General features: G+C 73.3%; 16 protein-coding genes. 7 read left to right on the top strand and 9 right to left on the bottom strand.

The features are described from left to right. Nucleotides 1-7 precede the first annotated feature (7 nt). The 6 genes from FV218_RS18865 to FV218_RS18840 all read left to right on the top strand — a co-directional run bounded on the left by FV218_RS18865 (nucleotide 8) and on the right by FV218_RS18840 (nucleotide 6330). Nucleotides 8-994 carry an ABC transporter ATP-binding protein gene (locus FV218_RS18865; RefSeq protein WP_147711091.1) on the top strand — a complete coding sequence of 329 codons (987 nt, stop codon included), beginning with the start codon at nucleotides 8-10 and terminating at the stop codon, nucleotides 992-994. Beyond that, a complete protein-coding gene (locus FV218_RS18860; protein ID WP_147711088.1) occupies nucleotides 991-2193 on the top strand; it encodes an ABC transporter permease in 1203 nt (400 codons plus the stop codon). Before FV218_RS18865 ends, FV218_RS18860 begins: the two co-directional genes overlap by 4 nt. A 66-nt stretch (nucleotides 2194-2259) precedes the next feature. Further along, the gene (locus tag FV218_RS18855) at nucleotides 2260-2490 is read left to right on the top strand and encodes a DUF433 domain-containing protein (RefSeq protein ID WP_187273101.1); all 231 of its coding nucleotides are present in this window, start codon (nucleotides 2260-2262) and stop codon (nucleotides 2488-2490) included. A gap of 76 nt (nucleotides 2491-2566) precedes the next feature. Continuing rightward, on the top strand, nucleotides 2567-4093 hold the full coding sequence (gene crtI / locus FV218_RS18850; protein ID WP_147711086.1) for a phytoene desaturase family protein: 1527 nt from the start codon (nucleotides 2567-2569) through the stop codon (nucleotides 4091-4093). Nucleotides 4094-4243: 150 nt separating this feature from the next. Further along, nucleotides 4244-5014, top strand: a complete 771-nt coding sequence (locus tag FV218_RS18845; protein ID WP_147711090.1) for a lysophospholipid acyltransferase family protein — start codon at nucleotides 4244-4246, stop codon at nucleotides 5012-5014. Continuing rightward, nucleotides 5011-6330, top strand: coding sequence for a glycosyltransferase family 2 protein (locus FV218_RS18840; RefSeq protein WP_246685180.1), 1320 nt, complete (start codon nucleotides 5011-5013; stop codon nucleotides 6328-6330). Before FV218_RS18845 ends, FV218_RS18840 begins: the two co-directional genes overlap by 4 nt. 175 nt (nucleotides 6331-6505) lie before the next feature. On the opposite strand, the gene cutA is transcribed toward FV218_RS18840, so the two are convergent. Further along, a complete protein-coding gene (gene cutA, locus FV218_RS18835; RefSeq protein WP_056095457.1) occupies nucleotides 6506-6832 on the bottom strand; it encodes a divalent-cation tolerance protein CutA in 327 nt (108 codons plus the stop codon). Between the two features lie 110 nt (nucleotides 6833-6942). Here cutA and FV218_RS18830 point away from each other — a divergent pair, with 110 nt between their 5' ends. Then, nucleotides 6943-7713 (top strand): NAD kinase, encoded by a 771-nt coding sequence (locus FV218_RS18830; protein ID WP_147711085.1) that lies wholly within the window; start codon nucleotides 6943-6945, stop codon nucleotides 7711-7713. A gap of 4 nt (nucleotides 7714-7717) precedes the next feature. On the opposite strand, the gene FV218_RS18825 is transcribed toward FV218_RS18830, so the two are convergent. The 8 genes from FV218_RS18825 to FV218_RS18790 all read right to left on the bottom strand — a co-directional run bounded on the left by FV218_RS18825 (nucleotide 7718) and on the right by FV218_RS18790 (nucleotide 15236). Further along, nucleotides 7718-9550, bottom strand: coding sequence for a DUF2336 domain-containing protein (locus FV218_RS18825; protein WP_147711084.1), 1833 nt, complete (start codon nucleotides 9548-9550; stop codon nucleotides 7718-7720). After that, nucleotides 9547-10674 (bottom strand): lytic transglycosylase domain-containing protein, encoded by a 1128-nt coding sequence (locus FV218_RS18820; protein WP_147711083.1) that lies wholly within the window; start codon nucleotides 10672-10674, stop codon nucleotides 9547-9549. The genes FV218_RS18825 and FV218_RS18820 overlap by 4 nt, the downstream gene beginning before the upstream one ends. A 108-nt stretch (nucleotides 10675-10782) precedes the next feature. Further along, nucleotides 10783-11055 (bottom strand): SH3 domain-containing protein, encoded by a 273-nt coding sequence (locus FV218_RS18815; protein ID WP_056095468.1) that lies wholly within the window; start codon nucleotides 11053-11055, stop codon nucleotides 10783-10785. A 38-nt stretch (nucleotides 11056-11093) separates the two neighbouring features. Then, nucleotides 11094-11846, bottom strand: a complete 753-nt coding sequence (locus FV218_RS18810) for an SDR family oxidoreductase (RefSeq protein ID WP_147711082.1) — start codon at nucleotides 11844-11846, stop codon at nucleotides 11094-11096. Next, nucleotides 11843-13126: a beta-ketoacyl-ACP synthase gene (locus tag FV218_RS18805; protein WP_147711081.1), complete on the bottom strand. Its 1284-nt coding sequence runs from the start codon at nucleotides 13124-13126 to the stop codon at nucleotides 11843-11845. Before FV218_RS18805 ends, FV218_RS18810 begins: the two co-directional genes overlap by 4 nt. A 172-nt stretch (nucleotides 13127-13298) precedes the next feature. After that, a complete protein-coding gene (locus tag FV218_RS18800) occupies nucleotides 13299-14429 on the bottom strand; it encodes a beta-ketoacyl-ACP synthase (protein WP_147711080.1) in 1131 nt (376 codons plus the stop codon). Then, on the bottom strand, nucleotides 14426-14911 hold the full coding sequence (locus FV218_RS18795) for a 3-hydroxyacyl-ACP dehydratase FabZ family protein (RefSeq protein WP_056095479.1): 486 nt from the start codon (nucleotides 14909-14911) through the stop codon (nucleotides 14426-14428). The genes FV218_RS18800 and FV218_RS18795 overlap by 4 nt, the downstream gene beginning before the upstream one ends. A gap of 19 nt (nucleotides 14912-14930) precedes the next feature. Next, nucleotides 14931-15236 (bottom strand): acyl carrier protein, encoded by a 306-nt coding sequence (locus tag FV218_RS18790; RefSeq protein WP_056095482.1) that lies wholly within the window; start codon nucleotides 15234-15236, stop codon nucleotides 14931-14933. Nucleotides 15237-15615: the final 379 nt, after the last annotated feature.

The following is a 15615-nucleotide window of genomic DNA, read 5'->3' as shown; positions in this document are numbered from 1 at the left end:
CGCCCCCGTGCCGCCCGACGCACCCCTGGTCGTGGTCCGGGGGGCTGCCTTGAGCTACCGCGACCGCCGCGTCCTCGACGGCGTCGACCTCGACCTCTTCGCCGGCCGGACCGTGGCCCTGCTCGGTCCCAACGGGGCCGGCAAGACCTCGCTCATGCGCCTCGTCGCCGGCCGCCTCGCGCCGCGGGCGGGGAGCGTGCGGATCGCGGGGTGCGATCCGTTCGCGACGCCCGAGGCCCGCCGGGCCATCGGCTGGGTGCCCCAGGACATCGCGCTCTATCCCCGCCTCACGGTGGCCGAGAACCTCGACGTGTTCGCGCGCCTCGCCGGCCTCGGCCGCCCCGCCCGGCGCGCGGCCCTGGCCGACGCCCTCGACCTCACGGGGATCGCCGAGGTGGCCGGGCGCCCCGTCGGCCTGCTGTCGGGCGGCTACCAGCGCCGGGTCAACATCGCCGCGAGCCTCATGGCCCGGCCCCGCCTCGTCCTCCTCGACGAGCCGACGCAGGGCGTCGATCTCCATGCCCGCGCCGCGATCCACGCCGTGCTGGAGCGCCTGCGCCGCGCCGGCGCCGCCCTCCTCGTCGCCACCCACGATTTTTCCGAGGCCGAGCGCCTCGCCGACCGGGCCGCCTTCCTCGCGCAGGGGCGCATCGTGCGCGAGGGCGCCCTGCCCGACCTCCTGGCGCGCCTGCGCGACGGCGCGCCCGAGCACGAGGTCGCCCTGTCGGGTCCCGCCTCCGGCCCGGCCGAGGCGGCCCTGCGGCGGGCGGGTTTTGCGCCCGTGGACACCGGCCTGACCTGGCGGGCGCTCCCCTCCGCCGGCCCGCGCTTGGACGCCGCCGCCCTGCTGGACACCCTTCGGACGGACGGCGTGCCCGTCGCCGAGATCCGCATCCGCACCCCCGGCCTCGAGGCGGTCTACCGCGACGCCCTGGGCCTGTGGGACCCGGCCGACCCCGTCCGGCTCCGCCGCCGCGCGGAGGCCGCACCATGATCGCCGCCGCCTTCTGGGTGATGCTGCTGGGGCTCGTGCGCGACCGCGCCGCCCTGGTCATGGCCTTCGTGCTGCCCACCGTGATCTTCGTGATCTTCGCCGCGATCTTCTCCGGCGCCATCGGCGAGCGCATCCGCATCCATCTCGGCCTCGTCGATCTGGCCCGCACGGCGACGACGGAGCGCCTCGTCACGGCCCTGGAGGCCGATCCGTCCCTGCGCATCGCCCGCCTGCCCGTCGCGGATCTCGCCGGGGCCGCGCGCGCCGTGCGTCGGGGCGAGGTCGACGTCGCCCTGGTCCTGCGCGGCGACCTCGACGCCGCGCCGGCCGGGACGGCCCCCGCCGAGCAGCCCGTGGTCCTCGTCGAGAACCCGGCCCGGGCGCTGGCCACCCCCATCGCCCTCGGGCAGTTCCAGCGGGTGCTCAATGAGGCCCTGCCCGACGTGGTGCTGGCCCGGATCGTCGCCGACGTGGAGCGCTCGGGCAAGATCGGCGCCGACGAGCGCGCCTTCCTGACCCAAGCCTTCGCCGAGCAGCGCGCCCGCAAGGAGCCGTTCTCCTTCGCGTCCCTCGTCGAACTCCGCAGCACGGCGACGGGCGGCGGCAACGATCGGGTGAGCTACTACGCCGGCGCCATTGCGGCGGTGTTCCTGCTGTTCGCTGCCATGCAGGGGGCGATGTCCCTCGTCGAGGAGCGCCAGGGCGGCCTCGCCGACCGCCTCACCGCGGCCCCCGGCGGCCTCGCGGTGATCGTGCTCGGCAAGTTCGCCTTCCTCGTCGTCCAGGGCATGGTCCAGGCCGGCCTGATCTTCGCCGCGGCGAGCCTGCTGCACGGCGTCGATCTGAAGCCCCATTGGGGGGCCTGGCTCGTCACCACCCTCCTGGTTGCCGCCATGGCTGCCGGGCTGGCCCTCGCGGCGTGCGCGGCGGCCGCCACCCGCCAGCAGGCCCACCTCGCCTCGACCTTCGGCGTCCTCCTGCTCTCGGCCGTGGGCGGCAGCATGGTTCCGCGCTTCCTCATGCCGCCGTGGCTGCAGCAGGCCGGCTGGTTCACCCCCAACGCCTGGGCCATCGAGGCCTACCAGACCGCCCTCGGCGAGGGCGTCTCCGCCGCCCTGCCGGCCTGGGGCGTGATGATCGCCGTGGCGGCGGTGAGCTTGGTGGTTGCCGTGGGGCTGGTGTCGCGCCGGGTGGCGTGAGGGGGTGCCTCCCGTTGAGGTTGTGCGGCGGGCATGACATGGTCACGGATGATTACGGAGCCTTCCATGGCTGAGCCCCGCTTCCAATCGATTGGGCCGACCGTCCCCACGGAGATCGTGTCGGACGCCCGAATCCTCGGCGGCATGCCGGTGCTGTCGGGAACCCGTATTCCGGCCGAGACCATCGCGGCCTATCTCCGCGCCGGTCAGACGTCGGCGGACATTCGGGCCGACTATCCCACCCTGCCGGCCGACGGCATCACCATCGTCGAGGCGTGGGCCGCCGCGACGGGGTAACGCGTTGACCCCCGGTGCAGGCGGCCTAGCTTCAACAACAAGGGCGGCCTTCGTCCGCGCCGGGAGTGACACGAACATGCGGGCTGGGTCTTCGGTCGCCGTCGTTGGCGCGGGGTTGGGCGGCCTCGCGGCGGCCTGCGTGAGCGCGGCGCGCGGCCACGCGGTCACCCTCTACGACAAGAACGACTGGCTCGGCGGCAAGGCGGCGGTGCTGCACGAGGGCGGGTTCCGGTTCGACATGGGGCCGACCATTTTGACCGTGCCGAAGGTGCTGGAGCGCATCTTCCAGGAGGCCGGGCGCGACATTCGCGACTATCTCGACCTCCGCCGCCTCGATCCGCAATGGCGTTGCTTCTTCGACGACGACACCCAGATCGACCTCATGGCCGACGTGCCGACCATGGCCGCCAGCATGGACCGGTTCGCCCCCGGCACGGGGGCGGGGGAAGGTTATAAAAAGTTCATCGAGATTTCCGAGCACCTCCATGGCGTCTCCAACCGGTTCTTCTTCTGGAAGGCGGTGGAGGACCTGTTCGACACCATCGACATCCGCGCCAACATGAATCCCGGCACCCTGCGGGATGTCCTGTCCCTGCGCATGGGCTCGTCGGTGGCGGGCACCATCCGCTCCAAGGTGAAGGACGCCCGCCTCGCCCAGATGCTCGACCACTTCGTGCAGTATGTCGGCTCGTCCCCCTACGGCGCGCCGGCCGTGCTCTGCGCCATCGCCCACATGCAGACGGCGGAAGGGGTGTGGTACCCCATGGGCGGCACCCGTGCCGTGGCCGAGGCGCTGTCGAAGCTCGCCGGAGAACTCGGCGCCACCCTGCGGCCGGGCGACGAGGTCACCGGCATCGCCACCGAGAACGGCACGGTGACGGGCGTGCGCACCGCCGCCGGCACCACCCCGTTCGACGCCGTGATCTCCAACATGGACAGCGTGCGGACCTACCGCGAACTCGTCGGCGGCGCCGTCGGCAAGGCCTACGAGAAGAAGTCCTTCGAGCCGGCCTGCTCGGGCGTGGTGCTCTACCTCGGCCTCAACAAGCGCTACGACCACCTCAGCCACCACGACTTCGTCTTCTCCCGCAACCCGGAGGAGGAGTTCGACTACATCTACCGCAAGGGCGAGCCGGCGCCGGACCCGACGGCCTACCTCGCCGCGCCGTCCTCCACCGATCCGAGCGTGGCGCCAGAGGGCGGCGAGGCCCTCTACGTCCTCGTCCACACGCCGTACCTGCGGCCGCATCACGACTGGCAGAAGATGTTCCCGGCCTACCGGCAGGTGATCCTGGACAAGCTCAAGCGCACGGCCGGCATGCCGGACCTGGAAGAGCGCATCGTCGTCGAGCGCCACCTCACGCCGCAGGACATCCACGAGCGCTACCGGGTGCTCAACGGCGCGATCTATGGTCTCGCCTCCCACGGCAAGTTCATGGGCGCGTTCAAGCCCGGCAACCGCTCGCGCAAGGTGCGCGGCCTCTACCTCGCCGGCGGCGCCGCCCATCCCGGCCCCGGCATGCCCATGGTGATGATGTCGGGCTGGATCGCGGCGGACGCCCACGACACCGACGCGCGCGGCGAGGTGCGGGCGAGCGCCTGAGCCGGTTCGCGTTGGCGCGCCGACGCGAACCTGCTTAGCTCCCTGATCCGTCGCAGAGTTTCGACGCAAAACCGGTGACCACTTTTGCGAAATCTGCTCAAGGACCGGGCGGTGTCGGCCCCGACCCGCTCGGCCTTCGTCTGGCGGTTCATGGTCGGGTATTTCGACCGGTTCCTGCGCCGCCACATGAACGCCCTGCGGATCGCCCGCTGGGGCGTTCCGGATTGTGCCGGCCATCCCGGCCCCGTCGTGGTCTACTGCAACCACCCGGCATGGTGGGACGCCGCCGTGGTCATCCTGCTCGCCGGGCGGCTGTTCCCGAAGCGCGACAGCCACGCCCCGTTCGATGCCGGGATGCTGGAGCGCTACGCGATCTTCGCCCGCATCGGCGCCTTCCCGGTCGACCTCGATTCGGCCCGCGGCGCGGCCCAGTTCCTCCGCTCATCGCGAACCATTCTGGCGCGGCCCGGCGCGATGATCTGGATCACCGCGCAGGGGCGCTTCGCCGACGTCCGCGCCCGGCCCCTCGATCTCCGCGCCGGCGTCGCCCGCCTGCCCGAGCTCGCCCCCGACACCCTGTTCGTGCCCCTGGCCCTCGACTACGCCTTCTGGGAAGAGCGCGGGGCGGAGGCCTGTGCCGCCTTCGGGCCGCCGATCCGGGGCGCGGACCTCCTGGCCCTGGCCCGGCCCGAGCGCCTGGCCCGGATGGAGGCGGCCCTGACCGACACCCTCGACCGCCTCGCCGGCGACGTCATCGCCCGCGATCCCGCTCGGTTCACGGCGCTCGTCTCGGGTGCCAAGGGCGTCGGCGGCGTCTACGATCTCGCGCGGCGCCTGCGCGCGGCCCTCACCGGCCGCCGCTTCGAGCCCGCCCACCGTGCCGAGCCAGATCGTTTGCCCGAGGAAGACCGCCAGCCGTGATCCTCACCCTCGCGATTCTTTCGGTGCTGCTCGCCCTCCTGCCGGCAATCCTCGCCGCCGTGAACCTCGTCGCCCTGCGCACGCCGGTGCCGGATGCGTCTCGCAGCGAGGCCGCGCGCCGGCAGCACGGGTCCCCTCTCCTGGAAGGAGAGGGACAGGGTGAGGTGTGCGACATCTCCGAAAAGTCCACACACCTCACCCCAGCCCTCTCCTTCCAGGAGAGGGGGCCCGTCGCGGTTCAGGCTGACTCATCGCGGACGTCGGAAGCCGATGGGCCGGGCGCGAAACAAGCGCCCCGCGTCTCGATCCTGATCCCGGCCCGCGACGAGGCCGCCACCATCGAACACACCGTGCGGGCGGCGCTGGCCGGCACGGGGGCCAGCATTGAGGTGCTGGTCGGCGACGACCACTCCACCGACGCCACCGCCGCCCTCGTGCGGGCCATCGCCGCCACCGACCCGCGCCTGACGCTCGTGCCGATCCCGTCCCTGCCCGAGGGCTGGACGGGCAAGAACCACGCCTGCGCGGTGCTGGCCGGGCGTGCCCGCTTCGAACACCTGCTGTTCATCGACGCCGACGTGACCCTGGCGCCGGCGGCGGCGGCGTCCCTGGCGGCGCACGCCACCGCCACGGACGCCGCCCTCGTCAGCGGCGTGCCGCGCCAGCGCATGGGCACCCTCGGCGAGCGTCTCACCGTGCCGATGATCGGCTTCCTCCTCGTAGGCTACCTGCCGGTGCCGATGATGCGGTCGTCCCTGCGCACGTCCCTCGGGGCGGCCTGCGGCCAGCTCGTCCTCGTCGACCGGGCGGTCTACGCCGCCACGGGCGGCCACGGGGCGATCCGGGGGTTCCTCCACGACGGCGTGCTGCTGGCGCGCCGCCTTCGCGGGGCGGGCCACCGCACCGATCTCGTGGCCGGGCACGCCCTCGCCACCTGCCGGATGTACCGGGGCTGGGGAGGAGCCTGGGCCGGGTTCTCGAAGAACGCCCACGAGGGCATGGCGACCCCGCGCGCCTTGCCCGTCTGGAGCCTGCTGCTGTTCGGCGGTCACATCCTGCCGGTGCTGCTGCTGATCCTGTTCGGCCTCGGCCTCGTCACCCCCGTCGCGGCCGGGCTGGCGCTGGCCGCGCTCCTGCTCTCCCTCGGCACGCGGGCGGCGATCACCTTCGCCATGCGCGAGCCCGCCGTCACGATCCCGCTGCATCCCGTGGCCGTGACCGTGGCGCTCCTGATCCAGTGGAACGTGCTCCTGCGCCGCAAGGCCGCCGGCGCCGCCGTGTGGAAGGGGCGAAGCTATCCGTTGAACGGGGCCTGATGGGTTCGACGTATCGCGAGTATCGCCGATGACGGGGCTTGGCGCGGGTCCCCTCTCCTGGAAGGAGAGGGACAGGGTGAGGTGTGTGACCTTTTCGGAGAGTCCACGCACCTCACCCCAACTCTCTCCTTCCAGGAGAGGGAGCACTGGTGCGCCTGTTCGATCCGAAACGGTCCTACACAGCGCCGCCGGTCTCCTCGGCGATCCACGCCGCCGTGTCCGGGTCGGCGCCGGTCACGGGCAGGTGGAGGATGATCGGCGTCTCGTAGGGGTGGCGCGCCTTGAGGGCGGCACCGAGGGGCTCGGCCAGGGTCTCGCGGCTCTTGATCAGGGCCACCACCTCGTCGGCCCGCTCCACCGCGCCCTTCCAGGCGTAGACCGAGCGCATCCCCGGCAGCACGTTGACGCAGGCGGCCAGGCGCAGGCGCACCAGGGCCTCGCCCACGGCCAGGGCCGCGTCGGCATCCGGGAAGGTGGTGTAGACGAGAAGCGGACGCTCCATGCTATGGGTCTCCTGGCTATGGGTCTCCCGATCGCGGACCGGCGGCTGCATCCCGCGCGGTGCGCCGGGGTGCGACGCGGATCGCGGTCGGGTCAACGGGGCGGGGGTTCATGTCGCGGCGTTTCAACACGATCGCGTTCATCGCGAGCCCGACGGACGACGCGCGCCAGGCGGCGGACGCCCTGATGCGCCGCTACGACCACGTGCCGCCCGAGGAGGCGGACGTGGTGGTGGCCCTCGGCGGCGACGGCCTCATGCTCCAGGCCCTCCACCGCTTCATGGATGCCGGCACGCCGATCTACGGCATGAACCGCGGCACCGTCGGCTTCCTCATGAACGAGTACCGCGAGGAGGACCTCCTCGAGCGCCTCGAGAACACCAAGCGCAGCCGCATCCACCCCCTGCTCATGGAGGCCGTCGACACGGAGGGGCGCCGGCACCGGGCGCGGGCCCTGAACGAGGTCTACATGCTGCGCCAGACCCATCAGACCGCCAAGCTGCGGATCTCGGTGGACGGCCACGTGCGCTTGCCCGAACTCATCGCCGACGGGGTGCTGGCGGCGACGCCAGCCGGGTCCACGGCCTACAACCTCTCCGTGGGCGGGCCGATCCTGCCCCTGAACGCCCGCCTGCTGGCCCTGACGCCGATCTCGTCCTTCCGCCCGCGCCGCTGGCACGGGGCGCTCCTGCCCGATCACGCCCGCATCTTCATCGAGGTGCTCGATGCCGAGCACCGGCCCGTGGCGGCGGTGGCCGACCACACGGAGTTCCGCCGGGTCGCCACCGTCGAGACCTGGCTCGACCACGCCACCAACCTCGTGCTCCTGCACGACCCCGGCCACAGCCTCGACGAGCGGATTCTTCGCGAGCAGTTCGGCTGACGCCTCACGCGGCGAGGCGGACGCGCTCCCGGTCGGCGCGGTAGCTCGCCACGAGGGCGTTCGGGATGGTGTCGAGGATCTCCGCGACGGTCGCCGTGCGGGTCTGCGCGTCGTCCTGCGGCGTCGTCTCCCGCAGCTTAGCCGCCCGGTCCTCCTGGAACTGCGCCAGGATCGCCCGCGGCAGGGCTTCGAGGATGAGGCCGACGGGGTCGTTCCGGCCGGCCTCCCCGGGTTGGACGGCTCCCTCGGTTTGGACGGCCTCCTGGGCTTCGACGGCGACCCCGTCGTCGACGATCCCGGCGGCCGGAGCCGCTTCGGGGGCCGCTGCGGCGGTGGCGCCCGCATCCTGCACGGATGCCGTCACGCCTTCGGACGTCTCCGGGGCTACTGGCGTTACCAGGACTTCTGGCGTCTCCAGGATCTGGGGCGTCTCCGGAACGTCCGGCGTGTCCGAGATCCGGGGCGTCTCCGACAGGTCGAGGGTGTCGCGGTGTCCGGTGATCGCTGCGGTCTCCCGGAGCGTCCGGCTCATGGCGGCGGCGTGGGGGGCCGCTGCCTCGCGGGGGGCTTCGTCACGGGGTGCTTGGTCACGGGGTGCTTGCCGCTTCGCCTCGCGCCACTCGGCGTCGAGGATCTCCGCCGCCGCCGCGACGACCTCCGCCTCGGGAAACGCTTCGGTCGTCGGCGCCGCCAGGGCCGGCTGCGCCGCCATCGCCCGGGTCACGGTCCTGGCGGCATCGCGGGCGGCCTCGGCCTCGAACCGGGCGAGCAGGGCCATGACGCCCTGGGCGTCGGCGAACGGCATGGTCTCGCAGGCGGTGAGCGCCCGCTCGATCATCAGGCGCGACAGGGCCGCACCCCGCGCGGTGCTCTCGCCCCGGCCGGCCTCGCGCCAGGCCGAGAGGGCGGCGGTGAAGGCCGGCAGCAGCATGGCCGGCAGGCCCGCCTTGCGGTGGAGGGCGGCGTAGGCGGCGCTCGATCCCTCGTGCATCAGGCCGGCGACGCGGGCCGGGGCGAGGCCGGCGAGGTCGGCCAGGGCGGTCTCGGCGAACGGCATGTGGCCCGACAGGATCGCCCGCAGGATCAGGCCGGCGTTGAGCTGGCCGTGGGTGCGGAGGTGGGCGACGAAGCGGGCGAGGTCGATGGGATGCGCCCCGGTGCTGAATTCCAGGGTCGCCCGCTCGCGCGCCTCCCGGCCGGCCCGTTCGCCCCGGGCCGGGGTGAGCCATCCGGACGCGACGGCATAGCGCGACAGGACCTCGGCGAGCCGATCCGTGCAGGCCTGGCGCACTTCGAGGGGCAGGTGGGGCCGGGCCAGCACCGCCTCGCGCAGGGACGCGTCGTCGCCGTGGCGCGCGACGAGGCGCAGGAGGCTGCCGGCGGTGATGCGGGCGCTGCGGTTCCGCACCATCGCGGCGAGGGCTTCGGGCCCGGCGATCTCCGCCATGGCGCCCGCCACCGCGTGCGACAGGTCGCGCCGCTCGGCGATGGCGACGCGCGCCGCCTCGCAGCCGATGGCGATGCCGTCGACGAGGTCGGCATCCGTGAGCACGGGCGAGCGCCTGAGGACGAGGCAGGCGATGTCCGGCAGGTCGCCGGCCAGGGCCACCACGAGGGAGCGCGGCGTCGCGGGGCTGGTCGCGCAGGCCACGGCCAGGGCGCGCCGCACCAGCGGGGCCGGGTCGTCGAGGAGCGCGAGGATCGTGGCCTCCGCCTGCCCCGCCGTGTCGGGGGCGAGGCCCCCGTGCAGGATGGCCTGGACCAGGGCGCCGGCCGCCTCCGCCCGGCGCTCGGCCGAGGCGTGCTGCGTCCAGGCGAGGAACTGGCGGATGATCATGGGCCGCTCCGGGCGGTGAGGAGGGAGGGATCGAGGGCTGTGCCGGTCCGGGCCGCCAACGTCGTGGTGAATTCGGCCGGCCGGCGCGGCGGCAGCGGCGCCCCGACGAGGGCGGCGGAGGCCGCCGTCGCCGGGCCGGAGGCCTCCGTGGCCATGGCTTGCACCGGGGCAGGCTGCACCGGGGCGGTGGTTTGCACCGCCGCCAGGACGGTGTCCGCCGTCCCGTCCGAGCGCGGGAAGTAGGTGGGGGCGCTGCGGACCGTGTCCGTGGCCGCCCGGCCCTGCCAGAGCTTGGCGACCCCGTCCGAGACCGCGCCCTGGCGCTTGTCGGTCTGGAACAGGGAGCGCAGGCCGCCGTCGAGGGAGGCGTAGGCGGTGGTGCCCTCCGGCGGCACGAGGGGGCTGGCAGCGGCCGTCGGGGCCGCCGCCGGGGCACCCGTGGAGCGGGCCGTCGACAGGAGGGCGTAGAGTTCGGCGGCCCCCCGCGCCCGGCCGGTCCGGTCGTAGAACAGGTTGCGGTTTGCCGCGGCCGCCTCCGGCATGTCGAGGGCGGCGGCGCGGGCCGGGCTCGCCTGGGCAGTGTTGATGAGGGCGGCGGCCCCGCGGGCCCCGAGGACGTGGGCGGCGTAGAGGTCGCCCCCCGTGGGTTCGCGGCCCAAAGCCGCCGTCAGGGCCTCGCCGTTGCGCTGGGTCAGGGCGCCGGCGAGGGTCGCGGCGGTCTTAGGATCGCGGCGGAGATCCAAGATCGTTTGGCGCGCGTCGGGGTCGGTGACGGCGTAGGTGCCGTCGGGGCGCGCCGTGATGGCGTCGGCATAGGTCTGGAGGCCGAGCTTCGGCCCGGCGTTCTTCATGGTGCCGAGCCAGGTCTGCTCGATGAACTGGAACAGGCCCGTGGCCGAGGAGGTGCCGGCCTTCGCCGTGGGATCGAGGGCGGATTCGCGCCGGGCCGTCGCCAGGAGGTAGTCGAAGCCCACGCCCGAACTCTGCGCCCCGTCGCGGATCGCCGCGACGACGGCCGAGCCCGAATTCGTCCCCGAAGTCGTGCCCGAAACCGCGCGCGTCCCCGCATCCCGGGCGGCGCCGGTGTCGCGGGTGGTGGCGGGGGGCGTGGTGAACAGGAACATGCGCCGTCCGGCTGAAGGCACGGCGCCATGATGGCGGCCTGTCCTTCGGGCCTGACTTTGCTCAACTATGGTAAAGGAAGCTTAAAGAGCCGGGGACCGCGCCCCTGTTCAGTCCGGAGCAAGATAGCGTCGGCGCGCCCAGCCGAGGATCGGGCCGGCCTTGACCCGGCACCAGGTCAGGCCGCTCGGGGTGTCGCTGGTGCAGCCGAAGCCCCGGATGCGCGCGCCGGCCGGCACCTGCCCGAGGGCGGGCGCGGCGGCGTCCGGCGTCTCGCGCAGGGTCAGGCCCTCGCCGCGGGGCAGGCCGTCGACGCGAAACGCCTCCACGGCGAAAGCCGGGCCCGCCAGGGCGAGGACGGCGAGGGCGAGGGGAAGGCGCATGGCGGGTCTCGGGAGCGCGGATCTCGGGAGCGCGGGTCTCAGGAGCGGTGCACGCCCATCATCGCGGTGAGGCCGCCGTCCACGGGCAGGACCGCGCCGGTGATGTAGGCCGCCCCCTCCCCCATGAGGAAAGCGGCGAGGGCCGCGACTTCCTCCGGCCGGGCGAAGCGTCCGGCGGGGATCTGGCGCTCCATGCCGGCCCGGTGGGCGGCGTAGGGCGCCATCATGCTGGTATCAATGAAGCCCGGGGCGATGACATTGACGGTGACCCCGCGCTTGGCCGACTCGATGGCCAGCGTCCGGCAATAGGCGATGAGGGCGCCCTTGCTCGCCGCGTAGGCGGCGTTGCCCGGATTGGCCCGGAGGGCCGCCACCGAGCCGATGGCGACGATGCGCCCTGAGCGGGCGCGGATCATGCCCCGCACCAGGGATTTGGCGAGGCGGGTCAGGGACCAGAAGTTCACCTGCATGGCCGCCTCGGCCCGGTCCTGGTCGAGCATCGCCGCGAGCGCGTCGGAGGACTGGCCGGCATTGTGGACGAGGCCGTAGAAGGCCTCGTCCTCCAGGGACTCGCAGAAGGCGTCGAGGGCGGTGCGGTCGGCGAGGTCGAGGGCGTGGGCCGTCACCATCCGCGCCGGATGGGCGGCGGCGAGCTCGGCCACCAGGGCCTCGGCGGCCTCCCCCGACGAGCGGTAGGTGAAGGCGACGTCGTGGCCGGCGCCGACGAGGGCCCGCACCAGGGCGGCGCCGAGGCCGGAGGCGCCCCCGGTGACGAGGATGCGGGTGCTCATGCGGGCTCGTCCCCGAGCACGAGGCAGGTGTTCTGCCCGCCGAAGCCGAAGGAGTTCGAGAGGACGCGGGAGACCCGGGCGTCGCGGGCGGTGGCGACGACGTCCAGCGGGATCGCCGGGTCCGGCACCGCGTAGTTGATGGTCGGCGGGATGCGCCCGTGGGCGATGGTCAGCAGCGAGATCACCGCCTCGATGGCCCCGGCCGCCGTCAGGGTGTGGCCGATCATCGACTTGTTGGACGAGATCGGCAGGCGGCCGATGCGGTCGCCGAACACCGCGGCGCAGCCCATGGCCTCCATCTTGTCGTTCTCCGGCGTCGAGGTGCCGTGGGCGTTGACGGTGTCGATGGCGTCGGGGCCCGTGCCGGCATCGTCCAGGGCCGCGCGGATCGCCGCGATGCCGGGGGCGCCGTCGGGGCTGGAGCGGGTGCGGTGGAAGCCGTCGCCCTTCTCGCCGCAGCCGAGCACGTAGCCGAGGATTTTTGCCCCCCGCGCCCGTGCGGCCCCGGCCTCCTCCAGCACGAGGGCGCCGGCGCCCTCGCCCATGACGAAGCCGTCGCGGTTCTTCGAGAACGGCTTCGAGGCGGCCTCCGGCGGGTCGTTCTGGGTCGAGAGGGCCGAGAGCAGGGAGAACCGGATGAGGGATTCGGGGTTCACCGAGCCGTCGGTGCCGATGCAGAGGGCCGCCGTCACCTCGCCCCGGCGGATGGCCTCGACGCCGAGCTGGATCGCCGTCGCCCCCGACGAGCAGGCGGTGGAGAGCGAGATCGGCGAGCCCTTCGTGCCGAAGCGGTCGGCGATGTTCTCCGCCACGGTGCCGAAGATGAAGAGGTCGTGCCAGGCGTCGAACCGGCGGCTGGCGGCGGCGCGCTGGAGGTCCGAATAGGTGATCGGCCCGTCCTGGCCCGACGCCTCGGCCATGGCCCGGCGCTGGGGCCATTCCATCTCGACGGGCGGCACGGCGATGAACAGGGCGCCGGGAAAGTCGCCCCGCGCGCCGAGGCCCGATTGCGCGATGGCTTCCTCGGCGGCGGCTTCGGCGAAGCGCTGCGACAGGGCCGGGGCCACCAGCGGATCGGTGTCGAGGAAGTCGACGGTGCCGGCGATGCGCGTGCGCAGGCCCTCCGTCGGGAAGCGCTTGATGGCGTGGATGCCCGAGCGCCCGGCGGTCAGGGCCGCCCAGTTGTCGGCCTGGCCCTGGCCCAGGGAGGTCACGATGCCGAGGCCCGTGACCGCCACCAGGGGGCGGCCCTTGCTGTCGCGAAAGGAAGTGTCAGTCATCGCGCCGTTCTACACCGTTTCACGGTTCGTGAGGCCGGTGCCGGAGCACCTCTCCTCCCCCTTGCGGGGAGGAGCCGGAGGTGGGGGTGGTGCCGGAAAGGTCGCGCCTCCTCCGGCACCACCCCCACCCTAACCCTCCCCGCAAGGGGGAGGGAATCCGATCCTGGCTCGGTCAGACCGCACAGACGCGGAGTACGCCCTCGCCGCGGCGGTGGCCGACCGTGGTGATGGCGACCTCGCGGGCCCGGCCCTCCGCCACGAGGCCGGCGGCCAGGGCCGCGCCGAAGGGCGCCGTCACTTCCAGGGTATGGCCGGTGACGTCGCCCAGGGCCGTGATGGGGATGCCGGCCGCGAGGCGGGCCAGGGCCGCGCCTTCCTCCGCCGTGATGCCGGTGACGCCCGTGGCGCCCGAGATCACGTGGTCGGGCGTCTCCAGCCCCGATGCCCGCCACAGGGCTTCGACGCTCCGCGCCGTGGCGCCGGGCTCGCGCCGGGTGCGGTCGCTCCGGACCGGCATGAGCCGGGCGAGGGCTTTCGCGCCGCGGGCGCGGGCGTGGTCCGCCGATTCGAGGACCAGGAAGGCGGCGCCGCTGCCGAGGATGAACCCGGCCTCGGCCTCGGGCTCCCGCGAAAACACCGGCCGGAACGGTTTGGCGCGCAGGTAGCCGCCCATCTCGTGGACCACCATCACGTCCGGGCGCTCGGCGCTGTAGGAGCCGCCCACCAGCATGCAGTCGACCTGACCCGAGGCGATGCGACCTTGCGCGATGCGCAGGGCGTCGGTGCCGGCGGCCTCCTCGCCCATGAAGGTGCGGGACGCCCCCGTGACCCCGTGGACGATGGCGATGTTGCCGGCGAGCAGGTTCGAGAGCTGGGCGAGGAACAGGGTCGGGCGCAGGTCGTTGAGCAGGCGCTCGTTGAGGTAGGCGCCGGCATCCTCCGCGTCGCGAAGCCCCGTGAGGATCGCCCCGTCCACCGCCGTGTCGCGCTCGCCGCCGCCGCAGGCGACGACGAGGTGCATGGCGCCCTTCAGGGCCGCGTCGCCCTTCAGTCCGGCGGAGTCGAGGGCGAGGCCGGCGGCGTAGACCCCGAGCCGCTGCCACGGCTCCATCTGGCGCTGGTCGGATTTTTTGGGGATCTGCCCGTCGAGGGCCAGGGGCGCCACGGGATGCACCGTGTAGGGCGCGAAGCGCTCCGTGTCGGTCCGCGCCGGCGCGCCCGCCGCGAGGGCGTCGAGATGGGCCGCGATGCCCTCGCCCGCGCAGGAGACGAGGCCGAGGCCGGTGACGACGACGTCGTTCATGCTGGCTCCGGTTCCGTCGTGATCCCCGCGAGATCCAGGAGGCCGATCCGCCGCGCCCGTGCCCGCATGGGCCCGTCGAGGCCGTCGGGGAACGGCATGGTGCGGAAGCGCAGTTCGGCGTTGCAGAGCGGCTTGCCGTCGTGGCGGATGGCCGCCTTGGTCACGGCGTAGCCCGAGCCGTCATGCTCGAGGGTCGCCTCGACCGCCAGCTCGGCGCCGGGGCCGACGAAGGACCGGAACCGCGCCTTGTCCACCCCCATGAGGAACGGCATCTGCCGGAAGCCGAGATGGGCCAGGATGAGGTAGCCCGAGGCCTGGGCCATGGTCTCGGTGAGCAGCACGCCCGGCACCAGGGGATGGCCGGGAAAGTGCCCCTCGAAGACCGGGCTCTCCATCGGCACGCGGGCCACGGCCTCGATCCGGCCGGCGGCCCGGTCCAGGACCGTCACCGCGTCGATCATCTCGAAATATTCGAGCCGCATGGCTGGGGTTCCGGCGGCTTTAAGAGGCTTTGGCGGCCTTCTCGGCGACGAGGGCGTCGATGCGGGCGCAGAGGTTCTTGAGGACGAAGTACTCCTCGGCCGGGACCTTGCCCTCGTTGACCTCCTGGGTCCAGCGCTCCAGGGGCAGCTTGATCCCGAAGGCCTTGTCCACCGCGAAGGCGATGTCGAGGAAGGCGAGGGAATCGATGCCGAGGTCGTCGATGGCGTGGCTTTCCGGCGTGATGGTGTCGCGCGGAATGTCGGCGGTGTCGGCGATGATCTCGGCGACGCGGTCGAAGGTGGCGGTCTGGGTCAGGTCGGACATGCGTTCTCGCCGTGTTTGCTGGATATCCCGCCACCCCGGCCCGCGCCGGCGATGGCCGGACCTTGAGGCCGGCCCACGATGCCCGGCGCCCCCCGGTCGCGCAGCATGTCCCGCCGGACGACGCCGCGCGCCGTCCTCGAAAGATGAAGGCGGTCCCTTACACGAGGGGGGTAGGCCGGGCAACCGTGCGGGTTTTCGCGGGCGTTCCGGATCGCGAGCGCGGGGGCATTCCGCACGCGCTCCGGGTCCCTGTTCTGCCATCGGCCTGAAAGCCGGTGTCCACCTTTCGGACCGATGCGCTAGATGGATGATTTTCGGGCCTCGGCCGTGCTGGCCGTCGCCCCCCCTCATCGAGGCTTCCGTACCCATGGCCCTGCCC

The organism is Methylobacterium sp. WL69 (genome assembly GCF_008039485.1).
Lineage (GTDB): Bacteria > Pseudomonadota > Alphaproteobacteria > Rhizobiales > Beijerinckiaceae > Methylobacterium.
Note: the sequence above shows the minus strand (reverse complement) of the source record. Positions and strands in the feature narration are given on the sequence as shown.

Bases quoted from the DNA above. Each gene is read 5' to 3' on its own strand.
- FV218_RS18815 (WP_056095468.1), bottom strand. From the start codon at position 11,055: ATGCGCCTTCCCCTCGCCCTCGCCGTCCTCGCCCTGGCGGGCCCGGCT.
- FV218_RS18845 (WP_147711090.1), top strand. From the start codon at position 4,244: ATGGTCGGGTATTTCGACCGGTTCCTGCGCCGCCACATGAACGCCCTG.
- FV218_RS18810 (WP_147711082.1), bottom strand. From the start codon at position 11,846: ATGAGCACCCGCATCCTCGTCACCGGGGGCGCCTCCGGCCTCGGCGCC.
- cutA (WP_056095457.1), bottom strand. From the start codon at position 6,832: ATGGAGCGTCCGCTTCTCGTCTACACCACCTTCCCGGATGCCGACGCG.
- FV218_RS18860 (WP_147711088.1), top strand. From the start codon at position 991: ATGATCGCCGCCGCCTTCTGGGTGATGCTGCTGGGGCTCGTGCGCGAC.
- FV218_RS18800 (WP_147711080.1), bottom strand. From the start codon at position 14,429: ATGAACGACGTCGTCGTCACCGGCCTCGGCCTCGTCTCCTGCGCGGGC.
- FV218_RS18795 (WP_056095479.1), bottom strand. From the start codon at position 14,911: ATGCGGCTCGAATATTTCGAGATGATCGACGCGGTGACGGTCCTGGAC.
- FV218_RS18820 (WP_147711083.1), bottom strand. From the start codon at position 10,674: ATGTTCCTGTTCACCACGCCCCCCGCCACCACCCGCGACACCGGCGCC.
- crtI (WP_147711086.1), top strand. From the start codon at position 2,567: ATGCGGGCTGGGTCTTCGGTCGCCGTCGTTGGCGCGGGGTTGGGCGGC.
- FV218_RS18825 (WP_147711084.1), bottom strand. From the start codon at position 9,550: ATGATCATCCGCCAGTTCCTCGCCTGGACGCAGCACGCCTCGGCCGAG.
- FV218_RS18855 (WP_187273101.1), top strand. From the start codon at position 2,260: ATGGCTGAGCCCCGCTTCCAATCGATTGGGCCGACCGTCCCCACGGAG.
- FV218_RS18805 (WP_147711081.1), bottom strand. From the start codon at position 13,126: ATGACTGACACTTCCTTTCGCGACAGCAAGGGCCGCCCCCTGGTGGCG.
- FV218_RS18830 (WP_147711085.1), top strand. From the start codon at position 6,943: ATGTCGCGGCGTTTCAACACGATCGCGTTCATCGCGAGCCCGACGGAC.
- FV218_RS18790 (WP_056095482.1), bottom strand. From the start codon at position 15,236: ATGTCCGACCTGACCCAGACCGCCACCTTCGACCGCGTCGCCGAGATC.